Source organism: Sphingomonas pokkalii, assembly GCF_003096275.1.
Lineage (GTDB): Bacteria > Pseudomonadota > Alphaproteobacteria > Sphingomonadales > Sphingomonadaceae > Sphingomonas > Sphingomonas pokkalii.
On the sequence record NZ_QENQ01000001.1, the window covers coordinates 483,672 to 499,634 of the forward strand.

Below are 15,963 nucleotides of genomic sequence, written 5' to 3' on the forward strand. Positions count from 1 at the left end.
ATGGCAGAGATGGGCCGGTTTGACTGGCAGGATCCGTTCGGGGTCGACGGCGAGCTGACCGACGAAGAGCGGATGGTGCGCGACGCCGCACGCGATTATGCGCAGGGCGAGCTGCTCCCGCGCGTCACGTCCGCCTATCTGGAGGAACGCTTCGACCGCGAGATCATGGCGGAGATGGGCACGCTCGGCCTGCTCGGCCCGACGATTCCCGAAACCTATGGCGGGGCCGGCCTCGGCTATGTCGCCTATGGCTTGGTCGCGCGCGAAGTGGAGCGGGTCGATTCGGGCTATCGCTCGGCGATGAGCGTGCAGAGCTCGCTCGTCATGCACCCCATCCATGCCTATGGCAGCGAGGAGCAGCGGCGGAAATACCTGCCGAAGCTTGCGAGCGGCGAATGGGTCGGCTGCTTCGGCCTGACCGAGCCCGATGCCGGCTCCGATCCCGCCGGCATGCGCACCCGTGCCGAGAAGATCGACGGCGGCTACCGGATCACCGGCGCCAAGATGTGGATCACCAATTCCCCGATCGCCGACGTCTTCGTCGTCTGGGCGAAGAGCGACGCGCATGATGGCGCGATCCGCGGCTTCGTGCTCGAACGCGGCATGAAGGGCCTCTCCAGCCCCAAGATCGAGGGCAAGCTTTCCCTGCGCGCCTCCGTCACCGGCGAGATCGTGATGGACGGGGTGGAAGTGGGCGAGGAGGCGCTGCTGCCCAACGTCCAGGGGCTGAAGGGCCCGTTCGGCTGTCTCAACCGCGCGCGCTACGGCATCGCCTGGGGTACGATGGGCGCGGCCGAGGCGTGCTTCCATGCCGCGCGGCAATATACGCTCGATCGCCACCAGTTCGGCCGGCCGCTCGCCGCGACCCAGCTGGTGCAGCTCAAGCTCGCCAATATGGAAACCGAGATCGCGCTCGGGCTGCAGGCGGCGCTGCGCTGCGGGCGGATGTTCGACGCGGGCACGCTGAGCCCGGAGGCGATCAGCATCATCAAGCGCAACAATTGCGGCAAGGCGCTGGAGATCGCCCGTGTCGCGCGCGACATGCACGGCGGCAACGGCATCTCGGCCGAATTCCACGTGATCCGCCACGCGATCAACCTCGAGACGGTGAACACCTATGAGGGCACGCACGACGTGCATGGGCTGATCCTCGGCCGGGCGATCACCGGCATCGCGGCGTTCTGATGGCGCCCGATCGGCAGCCGGTGCTGGAAGGCGCACTCGTCCGCATCCGGCCGCTGGTCGCGGCGGATTGGGAGGCGCTCTATGCGGTCGCCTCCGATCCGCTGATCTGGGAAGTGCATCCCCGGCCGGATCGCTGGCAGGAGCCGGTATTCCGGCAGTTCTTCGCCGAGGCACTGGCCTGCGGCGGCGGCCTGGCGATCGAGGACAAGGCGACCGGCGCGATCATCGGCTCCAGCCGCTACGATGCCTGGGTACCGGAAGAGGACGAGATCGAGATCGGCTGGACCTTCCTCGCCCGCGCCTATTGGGGCGGCATCTATAACCGCGAAGTGAAGCGGTTGATGCTCGACCATATCCACCGCTTCGTCGGCACCGTCGTGTTTCTGGTCGGTGAGAATAATCACCGCTCGCGCGGGGCGATGGCGAAAATCGGGGGCGCGTTGATTCCGGGCCGCCATCACCGCGGCGGCGGCAAGGTCTTCGCGGACCATGTGGTGTATGCCATCCGGCGGGGGGAGGGGTGAAACCGCTCGCCGGCGTCAAGGTCGTCGAACTCGCCCGTATCCTGGCCGGGCCGTGGTGCGGGCAGTTGCTCGCCGACCTGGGGGCCGAGGTGGTCAAGGTCGAGCGGCCGGGCGCAGGCGACGATACCCGGCATTGGGGCCCGCCCTTCCTCCACGATGCGGAAGGCGTGAATCGCGACGCCGCCTATTTTCACGCCTGCAACCGGGGCAAGACCAGCATCGGCATCGATATCGCCACGCCCGAGGGGCAGGCGGCGGCGAAGGCGCTGATCGCCGAGGCCGATGTGGTGATCGAGAATTACAAGGTCGGCGGCCTCGTCAAATACGGCCTTGATGCTGCCAGCCTGCGCGCGGCCGACCCGAAGCTGATCGTCTGCTCGATCACCGGTTTCGGCCAGACCGGGCCCTATGCGGCGCGGGCCGGCTACGACTTCATCATCCAGGGCATGGGCGGGGCGATGAGCCTTACCGGCGAACCCGATGGCGCGCCGCAAAAGGCCGGGATCGCCTATGCCGACATCTTCACCGGGGTCTATGCGGCGGTTGCGATCCTCGCGGCGCTGCGCCGACGCGACCAGAGCGGGGTGGGTGCCCATATCGACATGGCGCTGCTCGACACCCAGGTGGCGGTGCTGGCCAACCAGGCGCTCAACTGGATGGCCAGCGGCATCGTGCCGCACCGCATGGGCAATGGCCATGCCAACCTCGTACCCTATCAGGCATTTGCCTGTCGTGACGGCGAACTGATCGTCGCGGTGGGCAATGACGGGCAGTTCGCCAGGCTGTGCGGCATCCTGGGGCTGGATCTGGCCATGGATGCACGGTTCGCGACCAACCCCGCGCGGGTGACGCATCGCGACCAGCTGGTTCCGATCCTGGCCCGTGCGATTTTGGATTGGCCCAAGGCCGATCTGTACGAGGCGTTGGAGGCGGTGGGGGTGCCGGCCGGGCCGATCAACCGAATCGACGAAGTGTTCGCCGATCCGCAGGTGCTCGCCCGCGGCATGGCGATCGTGCGGGAAGGACTGCCCGGCCTGGCGAGCCCGATCACGATCGATGGCGAACGGATGGTGGCGGAGCGGCCGAGCCCAAAGCGGCCGTAACCGCTGATCGTCCGGCCGCTCTCCCCCTCCCGCCGGCTTTGGGGTGGCCCTCTTATACCATCCTGGCAGGGAAGGGAGCGAGCGGTTACTGGTAGCCGCCTTCTTCCTCGCGTTCCTCGGCGGCCTCTTCCTGGGCTTCTTCCATCGCTTCGGCTTCGTCGTTCTGCGGCTTCTGCTGGTCGGGATCGGGGATCATGCTGGCCTCCTGGGGGAATCCGGGACCAACGAAGCTGCACCGACAAAGGTTCGCACTATCAGCCGAGCAGGCGAATCAGTTCCTGCGCGGCGGCGGGCGCGCGCACCTTGCCGCCATGGATGAAGAAAACGAAGGTCTCGCGCGGTTGCACCGGCGCGGGCGCGGCACCGAAATAGGGCAGGTCCTCGGGCTGCGCGCCGGCCGACCAGGCAGCCGCCGCGGCCATCCAGCGCGGCAGATCGGATTCGGGGTAGCAGAAGGGGTTGTCGTCCTCACCCGCTTCCAGCCGGGCATAGACGAAATCGCCGCTGACATCGGCGATCGCCGGATATTGCGGCGAATCGGCAAAGACGATGGCGACCCCGGCTGCGCGGCAGAGCGCGACGAATTCGGGCGTGTGGAAGCTGTCGTGCCGCACCTGCACCGCATGGCGCAGCGCCACCCCGTCCTGCGTGCGCGGCAGGAGGTCGAGGAACGCGCCGAAATCGGCGGCGTCGAACTTCTTGGTTGCCATGAACTGCCAGAGGATCGGGCCGAGCTTGTCGCCCAGTTCGACCAGCCCCTGGCCGACGAAGCGCGCGACCGACTCGCCCGCCTCGGCCAGCAGCTTGCGGTTGGTGACGTAGCGCGAGCCCTTGACCGTGAAGACGAATCCGTCGGGTGCCGCCGCTGCCCAGCCGGCGAAGCTCGCCGGCTTGAAGCTGGAATAATAGGTGCCGTTGATCTCGATCGCGGTCAGCGCGTTTGCGGCATATTCAAGCTCGCGCTTCTGCGGCAGCTTGGGCGGATAGAAGGTGCCGCGCCACGGCTCGAACGTCCATCCGCCGATGCCGACGCGAATCGGTGCGCTGCTCATCCGTGTCTCTCCCTACCACCATCGCGCGACTCGCCATTTCTTCGCGCGTTAGTATCGTGGGCGATGATGTCGCGAAACCACGCTTCCACCGCCGAACAGCGGCTCGCCGATCAGGCCTATTCCCGCATCGTCGAGATCATCCTCGGCGGGCTGGGCATCGGCGATCGATTGCCGTCCGAATCGCGGCTGGCTGAAAGCTTCGGCATGTCGCGCACCGTGGTGCGCGAGGCGCTGGTGCGGCTGGCCGCCGACGGGATCACCGAATCGCGGCGCGGTGCCGGTTCCTATGTAATGCGTCGGCCGTCGCTGCGGCTGGGCGTACACATGGCTTTCGAGGAACTATCGGCCACGCTCGGCACCTATGAGGTGCGGTTCGTGCTCGAGGCGGAGGCGGCCCGCCTGGCGGCGCGGCGGCGCTCGACGGAGCAGCTCATGGAAATCGAGTCGGCGATGGCGGCGCTGCGCAAGGCGCTGCTGTCCAGCGATCCGGCGCACGACGAGGATTGGCGGCTGCACCGCGCGATCTTTCGCGGCACCGCCAATCCGGCGTTCGAAAAGGCGTTCGAGCATCTTCATGAGGAAACCATGCGAATCATGCGTGCCGGCGTCGATATCGCTCGGCTGCGCGAACCAGCGCCGATCGCGGCGATGGTGCGCGAGCATGAGACGATCGTCGAGGCGATTCGGGCCCAGGATGCCGATGGTGCGGCCTTGGCGATGCGCTGGCATCTTTCCGAAGGGCGCAAGCGGCTGATGCCGTGAACCGCCCCGGTCAGGGCTGCACGCGCGTCCAGGTCTGCGACTTGCAGATCGTGCCGAGCAGCGCGCAGCCCTTGCCGACGATGGTGTTCTCGTCGACCACCGTCACGGTGCCGGAGAAGCGCTGGTTGATGTCGGGGACGAACACCGTGCCCTTCCACAGGCCGTCGCGGACGATCCTGAAGTTCTGGAACAGCTGGGTGCCGATCAGCGGATCGGTGCCGCCGCGGCGGGCATCGGCCTTGGCTTTCTCGCTCGCCCATACCACGGTCGCGCACATGCCGCCGTTCCCGCAGGGCGCGGCGCGCACGTGCACCGTGTTGCTGGGATTGCGCCATAGGGTGGGCGCGGGCGGCTCGGCACCGGCAAAAAGGGCGGCGGCGAGTGTCAGTGCGAGGGGGAAGGGGGCCATCGGTACGTCTCCAGTCTCTGGAGGCGCGATACCATCGAAAAGGTGAAGGTCCAGTGACCTGCGTCAACGCGATTCTATGGTGCGGGGGACGGCGGGATGGCCGGAACCGCTGGAGCGGGCGAAGGGATTCGAACCCTCGACCCCAACCTTGGCAAGGTTGTGCTCTACCCCTGAGCTACGCCCGCTCTGGCGTTGTGGCCGGTGGCGTTTCGAAGCGCTCCCGGCGGGTGAGGCGCGCCAACTAACAGCGGCCTTTGTGGTGCGCAAGCCCCTTTGTGCAGTTTTTGGAAAAGGCTTGGCGGTTTCGCTTCGAACGCCCAAATAGGCAGCAACACGCCGTGGCGCCTGCGAGGCGCGCGGCACCCGCATGTTTCGAGGAGCGCATTTTGGCCACGCTTGGATTGAGCCCTGCCGACAAACAGGCCGTCGACGCCTTTCGCCGCGACGTCGTCGAGCCGTCGATGGCGAAGCTCGTCATCATCGATTTCTGGGCGGAATGGTGTGGGCCGTGCAAGGCACTGGGGCCGGTGCTCGAAAAGGTTTCCGCCGACTATGCCGGCAAGGGCGTGGTGCTGGCCAAGATCGACGTCGACAAGAATTCGTTCATCGCCAGCCAGTTCCAGGTTCGCTCGATCCCGACGGTCTATGCGATGTTCCAGGGCCAGCTGGTCGCCGACCTGACCAGCGCGCGCACCGAAAGCCAGCTTCGCACCATGCTCGACCAGATCCTGCGCCAGCTGCCGATCAGCGGCGAGGAAGCCGAAGCGGAAGCCGAACTGGAACCCCTGATCGCGATGGGCGAACAGGTGCTGGGCGAAGGCGATGCCGAGCGTGCGCTGTCGATCTTCGACCAGATCGCCGAAATGGCGCCGGATCGTGCCGCGGTGGCGGCAGGCCGCGTGCGGGCGCTGACTGCGCTGGGCCGCCATGACGAAGCGCAGGCCGCGCTCGATGCGATCGAAGGCGATGCCGCCAAGGCACCCGAGGTGGACCGCGCCCGCGCCGCGCTCACCCTGGCGCGGGAGGCACAGCCGGTCGACGATCTCGCCGCACTCGCGGCGCGGGCGGCCGCCAATCCCGAGGATATGGACGCCCGCTACGAACTGGCCGGCGGCCAGATGGCGGCCGGCGATCGCGAAGCCGCGGCGTCAACCTTGCTGGCGATGGTGCGCGACGACCGCAACTGGAACGAGGGGGCAGCCCGCCAGCGCCTGCTCAAGCTGTTCGAGGTCGTTGGGCTGGAGGATCCCTGGGTGGGGGCGCAGCGCCGCAAGCTTTCGGCTATCCTGTTCGGATGAAGGGCAAGCGGCTCTCGGTGTTTCCGCTGGCAGGTGCGCTGCTGTTTCCGCGCATGCACCTGCCGCTTCATATCTTCGAGCCGCGCTACCGGGCGCTGGTTTCGGAGGCGCTGGCGCGCGATCGCCGGATCGGCATGGTCCAGCCGCGCGACGATCGCGATCCGCCGGCCTTGTTCGATATCGGCTGCGTCGGTCGCATCGCCGATGTCGAGGCGCTGGACGATGGCCGCTATAACATCGTGCTCGAAGGCGTCGCCCGTTTCACCATCCTGCGCGAGCTGGAGGTGACGACGCCGTTCCGGCAGGTGGAAGCCGCACTTGAAGAGGTTGCCGATCCCGAGACGCTGGGGCTGGCGGAACGTGCCTCGATCGAGATCGAATCGCGTCGTTTCGCCGATGGTCTTGGCTATGCGGTGGATTGGGAGGCGGTGACGCGGCTCGACGATGAATCGCTGGTCAACGGCATCGCCCAGATCGCGCCGTTCGATGCGGCGTCGAAGCAGGCGCTGCTGGAGGCCCCGACGCTGTCGTCCCGCGCTGACCTGATCGTGCAGCTGATGCGTTTCTTCGGCCGTCATGGCGAGGACCGCGCGACGCTGCAGTAATCTGCCTGATTTTTGGGCAATGGTGCCGCAGCGCACCCAAAAATTCACCACTCCGTAACAAATGGCGCGCGGAAAACGCGCACGCCCCCTCCTGGTTCCACTTGGCACGCTGCTTGCGTAGCTTCCTTCGGGACAAACGCCGAGAGGGGGCGACATGAAGCTCATCATCGCCATCATCAAACCCTTCAAGCTCGACGAGGTGCGCGAGGCGCTCACCACCGTCGGGGTGACGGGCATGACCGTGACCGAAGTGAAGGGGTTCGGCCGCCAGAAGGGCCAGACCGAAATCTATCGCGGCGCCGAGTACAGCACGAACATGGTGCCCAAGATCAAGATCGAGGTTGCCGTGGGCAGCGATCTTGCCGACCGCGCCGTGGAGGCGATCCAGGCGGCGGCGGCCACCGGCGCGATCGGTGACGGCAAGATCTTCGTCCTAGACATGGGCCAGGCCGTGCGCATCCGCACCGGCGAGACCGACGAGACGGCGCTGTGAGCAAGGGGGTAGCAATGAAGCAAGGATGGAAGACCGCCGGGCTTGGCCTCGGCGCGGCCGCGCTGGTCGCGGCGATGCCCGCCTGGGCGCAGACCGCACTGATCAAAGCGCCGGATGCCGCCCAGCAGGCGACGATGGTCAACAAGGGCGACACCGCCTGGATGCTGATCTCCTCGGCGCTGGTGCTGATGATGTCGGTGCCGGCACTGGCGCTGTTCTATGGCGGCCTGGTGCGCACCAAGAATATGCTCTCGGTGCTGATGCAGGTGTTCATGATCGTCTCGGTCGCATCGCTGGTGTGGTGCACCTGGGGCTATTCGATCGCCTTCACCTCGGGCGGCGACAACCACTTCTTCGGTGGCCTTTCCAAGGCGTTCCTGATCGGGGTGAGCGGCAGCACCTATGCCGCGACCTTCTCGAACAATGTCTATATCCCCGAATTCGCGTTCGTCTGCTTCCAGATGACCTTCGCCTGCATCACGCCGGCGCTGATCGTCGGGGCCTTTGCGGAGCGCGTGAAGTTCACCCCGCTGATCATTTTCACCGTGCTGTGGATGACGATCGTTTATTTCCCGATCGCGCACATGGTCTGGTACTGGGCCGGCCCGGACTTCCTGGTCGATGCGCCGACCGACTATGGCTTCCTGTGGGGCAAGGGCGCGCTCGATTTCGCCGGCGGCACCGTCGTCCACATCAATGCCGGCATCGCCGGCCTGGTCGGCTGCCTCGTGATCGGCAAGCGCGTGGGCTTCAAGAGCGAGCCGATGCCGCCGCACTCGCTGACCATGACCATGATCGGCGCTTCGCTGCTGTGGGTGGGCTGGTTCGGCTTCAACGCCGGTTCCAACCTCGAATCGAACGGCGTGACCGCGGTCGCCTTCATCAACACCTTCGTTGCCACCGCCGCCGCTGCGGTCAGCTGGGCGGTGATCGAGCAGATCGTGCACAAGAAGCCGTCGCTGCTGGGTGGCGTGACCGGTGCGGTCGCCGGCCTCGTCGCGATCACCCCGGCTTCGGGCTATGCCGCGCCGATGACCTCGATCGTGCTCGGCCTGGTCGTCTCGCCGGTCTGCTTCTTCTTCGTCACCACGGTGAAGAACAAGTTCAAGTATGACGACTCGCTCGACGTCTTCGGCGTGCACTGCATCGGCGGCATCATCGGTGCGCTCGGTACCGCGATCGTCGCAAACCCGGCGCTCGGCGGTCAGGGCGTGATCGATTACACCAAGTTCCCGGCGGTCGCGGCGCCCAGCTACGACACGGTCGGCCAGCTGATCATCCAGGCCGAAGCGGTGGGCATCACCCTGCTCTGGTCGGGCCTGGTGTCGGCGGCGCTGTTCTACGGCCTCAAGCTCACCATCGGCATCCGCCCCTCCAAGGAAGTGGAAGTCGAAGGACTCGACATCAACGAGCATGGCGAGCGCGCCTACAATTATTGACGAGTTCGGTGCCGCGCGGGCTCTTCCCCGCGGCGCCCACACGAGGTTCCTCCTGCGGACGACTGGGCTGGTGGGCAACCACCAGCCCATTTTTTCGTTCACGCGCCGCCGGTAGTGTGCAGGGCACCACCGGCATCATGCCAGGCCTGTCGCCAGGCCGGCGGGGGATCAGGCGTTCTCGATTTCGGATTTGGTCCGCCCCGCGCCGGGGCCCGCGGCGAGATCTGCGCCCGTTGTCGGGTTGCTCGACGGGTCCGATCGGGTCCGCTCCGCCAGCTGGGTGAGGGCCGCCATATCCTCGGCATCCAGCGCTACGCTCGGCGTGCCATCGCCATCATCGGCAGGCAGGACCTGCTGCAGATCGTCCACCCGGTCCCATTCCGGCCCGTCGTTCCATGGCCCGCGCATGTCGCCTTCACCCTGTGAGGCGTTGACGTACATGCTCGCATATTCCGGCACGCCCGGCAGCTTGCCCGGCGGGAAATTGTCCTCGATCGCATAGAGCGCCTTCTCGAACGATTTCTGGTGCGCCACCTCGCGCGTCATCAGGAACTTGAGCGCGTCCTGGATGCCGGCATCGTCGGTCAGGTTGATCAGCCGCTCATAGACGATCTTGGCGCGGCTTTCGGCGGCGATATTCGAGCGAAGGTCGCAGCTCGGGTCGCCGCGACTGTCGACATAGGCTGCTGTCCACGGCACGCCCGCCGAATTGGTGAGAGCGGGACCGCCACCATAGAGGATCGCCTGGGTATGGCTGCTGCCGCCCTGGGTAAGCGATAGATATAGTTCGGCTTCCTCCATATCGCCTTCGGAGATGTGCGCCTTCACGCCCTTGTTGAGCATGGCGACGATCGAACCGATCACCTCCAGATGGCTCAGCTCCTCGGTGGCGATGTCGAGGAGCAGATCCTTGCGGCCGGGATCTTCCTCGGCAAGGCCCTGGGTAAAGTAGCGCATCGCGGCTGCCAACTCGCCGTCCGGACCGCCGAACTGTTCGAGCATCAGCGAGGCGAGTACCGGGTTCGGTTCGGCAACCCGCACCGTATATTGCAGGCGCTTGTTGTGCATGAACATTCCGTCTCTCCTTGGGGATTTGGTGTTCGGGAAGAGCGGATGAATTTGCCCATTGGTTCAATATCTTCCTGACTGATCGATTCTTTGCTGCCTAACCTGGGTCAACATCTGGGCAAAGCGCGCTGGCGACGGCGGCTCGTTGCGGCTTCGTCTATCTGCCTGCGTTCGGGCACTGAACGAGGAAAGCGATCACGGGAACGCCCGCGGCACACGCTTCGTTGATAAAAATCAAAATAATCAGGAGCTTGAAAGATGAGCGACAAGCAGCCGATGCAGGCCGCGGGCGGCGATGGCCCCAAGGGCGCACCCGATGGCGTTTCCGATGTTGAAAGCCATGGCCGCACCAAGGGGGAGAGCGACGGCGGCGCCTATCCCAATCCCTATCCCGAACAGAAGCGCAAGGAAGGGCCGGGCCACTTCATGGGGCATGGTGGCCAGAGCCACATCAACGATGAAGGCGGCAGCAACCCCAACGCCACCACTGAGGACGAAGAATAGCGGGGCCGGCGTTCCCGCCGGCGCCCGCCTGTCGGCAGCGGGGCGGGACCGGCTGTCCCGCACCCTTCCCGTCGATCAGAAGAAGCCCAGCTTCTTCGGGCTGTAGCTGACCAGCATGTTCTTGGTCTGCTGATAGTGATCGAGCATCATCTTGTGTGTCTCGCGCCCGATGCCCGACTGTTTGTAGCCGCCGAACGCCGCATGCGCCGGATAGGCGTGGTAGCAATTGGTCCACACCCGCCCCGCCTTGATCGCGCGGCCGAAGCGGTAGCAGGTATTGGCGTCGCGGCTCCATACGCCGGCACCGAGGCCATAGAGCGTGTCGTTGGCGAGGTGCAGCGCCTCATCCTCGTCCTTGAAGGTGGTGACCGAAAGGACGGGACCGAAGATCTCCTCCTGGAAGATCCGCATCTTGTTGTGCCCGCGGAAAACCGTCGGCTGGACATAGAAGCCGCCTGAGAGATCGCCGCCCAGCTCCGCCGCGCCGCCGCCGATCAGCAGCTCGGCGCCTTCCTGCCGGCCGATGTCGATGTACGACAAGATCTTCTGCTGCTGCTCGGACGAGGCCTGCGCGCCGATCATCGTCGCGGGGTCGAGCGGGCTGCCCTGGACGATCGCCTGCACGCGTTGCAGCGCGCGCTCGATGAAGCGGTCATAGATCTTCTCGTGGACCAGCGCCCGGCTCGGGCAGGTGCACACCTCGCCCTGGTTGAGCGCGAACATCACGAAGCCCTCGATCGCCTTGTCGAAGAAATCGTCGTCGTCGCGGGTCACGTCCTCGAAGAAGATGTTGGGGGACTTGCCGCCGAGCTCCAGCGTAACGGGGATCAGGTTCTCGCTGGCATATTGCATGATCAGCCGGCCGGTGCTCGTCTCGCCGGTGAAGGCGATCTTGGCGATGCGGCGCGACGAGGCGAGCGGCTTGCCGGCCTCCAGCCCGTAGCCGTTGACGATGTTGAGCACGCCCGGCGGCAGCAGGTCGCCGATCAGCTCGGCCCAGACGAGGATCGAGGCGGGGGTCTGCTCGGCGGGCTTGAGCACCACGCAATTGCCGGCGGCGAGCGCGGGGGCGAGTTTCCAGGCCGCCATCAGCAGCGGGAAGTTCCACGGGATGATCTGGCCGACCACGCCCAGCGGCTCGTGGAAATGATAGGCGATGGTGTCATGGTCGATCTCGCCGATCGAGCCTTCCTGGCCGCGCACGACGCCCGCGAAATAGCGGAAATGGTCGATCGCCAGCGGCACGTCGGCGGCCATGGTCTCGCGGATCGGCTTGCCATTGTCCCAGGTTTCGGCAGTGGCGAGCTTCTCCAGATTCGCTTCCATCCGGTCGGCGATCCGGTTGAGGATCAGCGCACGTTCGGCGACGGGGGTTCGGCCCCAGGCGTCCGCGGCGGCATGGGCGGCGTCGAGCGCGCGTTCGATGTCGGCGGCGTCGGAGCGGGCGATCTCGCACACCACCTGGCCGGTCACCGGCGAGACGTTCTGGAAATAGCGGCCTGCCGCGGGGGCGACGAAACGGCCACCGATGAAATTGTCGTAGCGCGCGGCGAACGGCGCCTTCAGCGTGCGCGCGCGGTCTTCAACCAGCATGTCCATATGCCCGGATCCTCTTGCCTAATGGGTCAGCGCCGTTCTCGGCGTCGAGGCATAGGATGCGCCTTCCGGGCGCGAGCCGGAAGTGCGGCCGCCCACAGGATCGGCGGACCTGTCTCATTGGCGAGACAGGCGGTGCTCAGTGGCGGAGTCCGGCCTTGCTCAGCCGGCGGTAGAAGGTCGCCCGGCCGATGCCGAGCATCCGCGCCGCAGCACTCGCATTGCCGCCGGCCCGCGCCAGTGCCTGGCGCAGTACCGCGCGATCCGCATCGTCGAACGACGGCGCGGCGCCGTCGCCGAGCAGCGATTCCAGCGGTTGCGGATGGGCGAGCGCGTTTGCCCCCAGCCCCAGGCGCAGCCGCGCGCCGCGGCTGGCGCCCACCACCAGGTCGTCGCGATCCACGGCGAGCAACGCGGTGCCCGTAGCCGCCTCGTCGGCGAGGAACAGGATGCGGCGATCGGCGAAATGGCGGCAGAAATAATCGCGCTCGATCCGCCGCGCGGCATCGCGCACCAGCGAAGCGATCATCTCCGCCAGCGCCGGGCCATGGTCCGCCCGGCAGCTCGACACGTCGAGCGCGGCGACCAGCCGGCCTTCGGGATCATGGACCGGCGCATCCATGCAACTGATGCCGATGTTGCGGCTGGCGAAATGCTGGTCGCGGTGGATGATCACCGGCTGGTCCTCGAACAGGCAAGTGCCGATGCCGTTGGTACCCTCCTCCGCCTCGCCCCAGCGCGCGCCCTCGACCAGCCCGGCGCGGGTGAAGGCATCGACATCGCCGGGGCCGGCGCGGGTCTCGAGGATCACACCTTCGGCATCGCTGAGTACCACGCCGCAGCCGCTGCGGCCGACGGTGCGGAACATCTCGTCGAGCACCGGCGCGGCTACCGCCAGCAGCGGCTGGTGGAGCGTCCGCCGCTCGGCCAGCGCGGCACCGTCGATGCGTTCCCGCGCGCCCGCCTCCGGATCGAGCTTATGATGCAGCGCCGATCGACACCAGGAAGCGGCAAGCGGCGACACCGCCGCGCTGCTCGGCGAGCGGACGGCATCGAACACGATATCGGCATGGCGCGGCGGCTGGGCGGGCATCGGCGACTCCGTATTGCGGCAATGCTGCGCCCGATGCTGCGCACCCGTCAAGGTCGCGGGGTCAGCCCCGGCGGCGATGGCCCAGCTGGAGCAGCGCCGCCATCGCCGAGAACCCGCCGCCGAGCAGCGCCACGCCGGTCCAGCCGCCGGCGCCCCAGGCCAGTGTCGCCGTCGCCGATCCGCCCGCCCCGCCGAGGAACATGGATCCCATCAGCACGGTGTTGAGCCGGGCCCGCGCCTCGGGCTGCAGCGCGAATACGATATGCTGGTTGGAAACCAGCGCGCTCTGCACCGCGAAGTCGAGCAGGATCACCCCGATCGCCAGCGCGGCGATGCTTGCCCAGAGCCCGAAGATCGCCCAGCTGATCACCGCCAGCAGCGCGCCGGCGAGCACCACGCGCTGCGGTCCGCTGCGATCGGCGATGCGGCCCGACAGCGGTGCACCCAGGATACCCGCCGCGCCGACCACGCCGAACAGCCCGGCCACGTCCGCGCCCAGCCGGAACTGCGGCGATTGCAGATAGAGCGCGAGGATCGTCCAGAAGGCGGTGAACCCCGCGAACAGCAGCGCCTGCGTGGTCGCTGCCAGCCGCAGCGGCGCGAACGCGACCCAGAGATGCGCCAGCGACCGCAGCAGCGCGCCATAGCCGAGCCCGGATTCGGGTTCGCTGCGCGGCAGCCGCCATGCCATCACTGCTGCGGCACCCAGCGCCAGCGGAACCCCCAGCCAGAACATCTCTCGCCAGCCGGCATGGGTGCCGACAAAGCCGGAGAGCGTGCGGCTGAGCAGGATACCGCAGAGCAGCCCGGCCATCACCATGCCCACCGTCTGTCCGCGCCGTGCCGGATCGGCGAGATGCGCGGCAAAGGGCACGATCTGCTGCGCCACCGTCGCCGCGGCGCCGACGAGCAGGGAGGCACCGATCAGCATCCAGGCATTGGGCGCCAGCGCTGCCGCCACCAGCGCACCCGCCAGCACCAGGAACTGCAGCACGATCAGCCGCTTGCGCTCGTGCAGGTCGCCCAGCGGCACGAGCAGGAACAGCCCCGTCGCATAGCCCAGCTGGGTCGCGGTCGGCACCAGCCCCGCGGGCTGGCCGGGCAGGTCGCGCTCGATGATGCCGAGCAGCGGCTGGTTGTAATAGATATTGGCCACGGCGATGCCTGCCGCCGCCGCCATCGCGAAGGTCAGGCCGCGGCCGAGCCGCTGGGGTGCGTATGATTCGTTCAAAGCGGCGACTCCTTGGGCGTCCGCTTGCGCAGATAGGGAACGCAACGCCAGGCTGTTACTGTCCGATGGTTTGGGATCCGCCATCGTCCAGCAGATTGGTCTCGGCCATCGCATTGTCCGGTTCGTCGACATGGCCGTCCGGATCGACATGGATCAGAATTTCGGTGTCCGGAAACGCTTCGCCCAGCGCCGCTTCCAGCCGCTCGACCACCTCGTGCGCTTCGGCGATCGTCATGCTGGGGCGCATGCTGACGTGAAACTGCACGAAATCGCGATTGCCGCTGGTGCGGGTGCGCAGGTCGTGCAGGCTGTTCAGCTCGGGATGGGTGGCGGCGATCTCTACGAAGCGGCGGCGCTTCTCCTCGGGCCATTCGCGGTCCATCAACTGGTCGATCGCCGCGATCGAGGCGCGCCACGCGCCCCAGAGCAGCCAGAAGGCGATGGCGATGCCGAACACCGGATCGGCGCCGGTCAGGCCCAGATAGCTTTCGCACACCAGCGCGGCGATCACCGCGGCGTTCAGATACAGGTCCGAACTGTAATGGATGCTGTCTGTGGTGATCGCGATCGATCCGGTGCGGCGGATCACCGAACGCTGATATCGCGTCAGCGCCAGCGTCACCAGGATCGCGATGACGGATACGGCGATACCATCGGCCGGATGCGCGCTGGTCGCGTTCTGCACCAGCCGCTGCACCGCGCGGAGCAGGATCGCAAAGCCCGAAATCGCGATGATCGCCACCTGGAACAGCGCCGCCAGCGCTTCGGCCTTGCCATGGCCGAAGCGATGCTTCTCGTCCGCCGGCTGAGCCGCCCAGTGCACCCCGCCGAGCGTTACCAGCGAGGCGACCAGGTCCAGACCCGAATCGGCCAGGCTCGCCAGTACCGCCACCGATCCGGTCTTGATCGCCGCATAGGATTTGATCGCGCCCAGGAAGAGCGCGCAGCATACGCTGGCGATCGCCGCGCGGCGGGCGAGGTTGGTCACGGGAACAACATGCCTTCCGCCCAACCGTCGTGGGTGCGGGTGAACACGCGGCGCTCGTGCAGGCGATGCTCGCGGTCGAGCCAGAATTCGATCCGCTCGGGCGTCACCCGGTAGCCGCCCCAATGCGGCGGTCTCGGTACCGGTTGTCCTTCGAACCGCGCCTGCACTTCGGCGAAGCGGGCCTCGAAAGTGGCGCGGGCATCGAGCGGGCGTGACTGGTCGGATGCCCATGCACCGAGTTGCGAATCGCGGCTGCGGCTCGCGAAATAGGCGTCCGATTCTGCATCGCTGGCGAAGCTGACCGGCCCTTCGATGCGGATCTGCCGGCGCAGCGACTTCCAGTGGAAGAGGAGTGCGACATGGGGATTGGCGGCCAGGTCGCCGGCCTTGCGGCTCTCGCGATTGGTATAGAAGACGAAGCCGCGTTCGTCATAGCCCTTCAGCAGCACCATGCGCACCGAAGGGTGGCCCTCGGCATCTGCCGTCGCCAGCGCCACCGCGTTGGAATCGTTCAATTCGGTAGTGCGCGCCTCGGTGTACCAGTCGTGGAACAGCGCAAAAGGATCGGTGCTCATGGGGGTTGCCTCTACAGCCTAAACGCCGCCGTTGCGAT

17 protein-coding genes and 1 tRNA gene are annotated in these 15,963 nt (G+C 66.8%); 9 read left to right on the forward strand and 9 right to left on the reverse strand.

The window, feature by feature from the left end; all coding sequences use genetic code 11:
* From DD559_RS02345 to DD559_RS02355, 3 genes are read left to right on the forward strand one after another with little or no spacing between them, the layout of a single operon-like run.
* Nucleotides 1–1,185: an acyl-CoA dehydrogenase gene (locus DD559_RS02345; protein ID WP_116467772.1), complete on the forward strand. Its 1,185-nt coding sequence runs from the start codon at nt 1–3 to the stop codon at nt 1,183–1,185.
* Nucleotides 1,185–1,709 carry a GNAT family N-acetyltransferase gene (locus tag DD559_RS02350; protein WP_116467773.1) on the forward strand — a complete coding sequence of 175 codons (525 nt, stop codon included), beginning with the start codon at nt 1,185–1,187 and terminating at the stop codon, nt 1,707–1,709. The genes DD559_RS02345 and DD559_RS02350 overlap by 1 nt, the downstream gene beginning before the upstream one ends.
* On the forward strand, nt 1,706–2,812 hold the full coding sequence (locus DD559_RS02355; RefSeq protein WP_116467774.1) for a CaiB/BaiF CoA transferase family protein: 1,107 nt from the start codon (nt 1,706–1,708) through the stop codon (nt 2,810–2,812). Before DD559_RS02350 ends, DD559_RS02355 begins: the two co-directional genes overlap by 4 nt.
* Nucleotides 2,813–3,066: 254 nt before the next feature.
* Here the strand turns inward: DD559_RS02355 and DD559_RS02360 are convergent, their stop codons facing one another.
* Nucleotides 3,067–3,864, reverse strand: coding sequence for a DUF72 domain-containing protein (locus DD559_RS02360; RefSeq protein WP_116467775.1), 798 nt, complete (start codon nt 3,862–3,864; stop codon nt 3,067–3,069).
* Between the two features lie 66 nt (nt 3,865–3,930).
* Between DD559_RS02360 and DD559_RS02365 the strand changes: the two genes are divergently transcribed.
* Nucleotides 3,931–4,626, forward strand: a complete 696-nt coding sequence (locus DD559_RS02365; RefSeq protein ID WP_116470663.1) for a FadR/GntR family transcriptional regulator — start codon at nt 3,931–3,933, stop codon at nt 4,624–4,626.
* A gap of 10 nt (nt 4,627–4,636) precedes the next feature.
* Here the strand turns inward: DD559_RS02365 and DD559_RS02370 are convergent, their stop codons facing one another.
* The gene (locus DD559_RS02370) at nt 4,637–5,035 is read right to left on the reverse strand and encodes a DUF2147 domain-containing protein (protein WP_116467776.1); all 399 of its coding nucleotides are present in this window, start codon (nt 5,033–5,035) and stop codon (nt 4,637–4,639) included.
* Between the two features lie 110 nt (nt 5,036–5,145).
* Nucleotides 5,146–5,220, reverse strand: a tRNA-Gly gene (locus tag DD559_RS02375).
* Between the two features lie 216 nt (nt 5,221–5,436).
* On the opposite strand from DD559_RS02375, the gene DD559_RS02380 reads away from it, so the two are divergent.
* The 4 genes from DD559_RS02380 to DD559_RS02395 all read left to right on the forward strand — a co-directional run bounded on the left by DD559_RS02380 (nt 5,437) and on the right by DD559_RS02395 (nt 8,870).
* Complete coding sequence (locus tag DD559_RS02380) at nt 5,437–6,333, forward strand: tetratricopeptide repeat protein (RefSeq protein ID WP_116467777.1); 897 nt, start codon at nt 5,437–5,439, stop codon at nt 6,331–6,333.
* Nucleotides 6,330–6,938, forward strand: coding sequence for an LON peptidase substrate-binding domain-containing protein (locus DD559_RS02385; protein ID WP_116467778.1), 609 nt, complete (start codon nt 6,330–6,332; stop codon nt 6,936–6,938). Before DD559_RS02380 ends, DD559_RS02385 begins: the two co-directional genes overlap by 4 nt.
* A 154-nt stretch (nt 6,939–7,092) precedes the next feature.
* Nucleotides 7,093–7,431, forward strand: a complete 339-nt coding sequence (locus DD559_RS02390; RefSeq protein ID WP_116467779.1) for a P-II family nitrogen regulator — start codon at nt 7,093–7,095, stop codon at nt 7,429–7,431.
* A gap of 14 nt (nt 7,432–7,445) precedes the next feature.
* Nucleotides 7,446–8,870 (forward strand): ammonium transporter, encoded by a 1,425-nt coding sequence (locus DD559_RS02395; RefSeq protein ID WP_116467780.1) that lies wholly within the window; start codon nt 7,446–7,448, stop codon nt 8,868–8,870.
* 168 nt (nt 8,871–9,038) lie between these two features.
* Here the strand turns inward: DD559_RS02395 and DD559_RS02400 are convergent, their stop codons facing one another.
* Entirely contained in the window at nt 9,039–9,944 is a 906-nt protein-coding gene (locus DD559_RS02400; RefSeq protein ID WP_116467781.1) for a manganese catalase family protein, read from the reverse strand.
* Between the two features lie 252 nt (nt 9,945–10,196).
* On the opposite strand from DD559_RS02400, the gene DD559_RS02405 reads away from it, so the two are divergent.
* A complete protein-coding gene (locus DD559_RS02405; protein ID WP_116467782.1) occupies nt 10,197–10,442 on the forward strand; it encodes a hypothetical protein in 246 nt (81 codons plus the stop codon).
* Between the two features lie 75 nt (nt 10,443–10,517).
* Here DD559_RS02405 and adh read toward each other — a convergent pair whose 3' ends face one another.
* The 5 genes from adh to pdxH form a co-directional block, all read right to left on the reverse strand.
* A complete protein-coding gene (gene adh, locus DD559_RS02410) occupies nt 10,518–12,041 on the reverse strand; it encodes an aldehyde dehydrogenase (protein ID WP_206364425.1) in 1,524 nt (507 codons plus the stop codon).
* A gap of 136 nt (nt 12,042–12,177) precedes the next feature.
* Complete coding sequence (locus tag DD559_RS02415; protein WP_116467783.1) at nt 12,178–13,131, reverse strand: GAF domain-containing protein; 954 nt, start codon at nt 13,129–13,131, stop codon at nt 12,178–12,180.
* A 61-nt stretch (nt 13,132–13,192) separates the two neighbouring features.
* Entirely contained in the window at nt 13,193–14,311 is a 1,119-nt protein-coding gene (locus DD559_RS02420; protein ID WP_206364548.1) for an MFS transporter, read from the reverse strand.
* A gap of 106 nt (nt 14,312–14,417) precedes the next feature.
* Nucleotides 14,418–15,350 (reverse strand): cation diffusion facilitator family transporter, encoded by a 933-nt coding sequence (locus DD559_RS02425; RefSeq protein WP_116467785.1) that lies wholly within the window; start codon nt 15,348–15,350, stop codon nt 14,418–14,420.
* Complete coding sequence (pdxH, locus tag DD559_RS02430) at nt 15,347–15,925, reverse strand: pyridoxamine 5'-phosphate oxidase (RefSeq protein WP_116467786.1); 579 nt, start codon at nt 15,923–15,925, stop codon at nt 15,347–15,349. Before pdxH ends, DD559_RS02425 begins: the two co-directional genes overlap by 4 nt.
* Between the last annotated feature and the right edge of the window lie 38 nt (nt 15,926–15,963).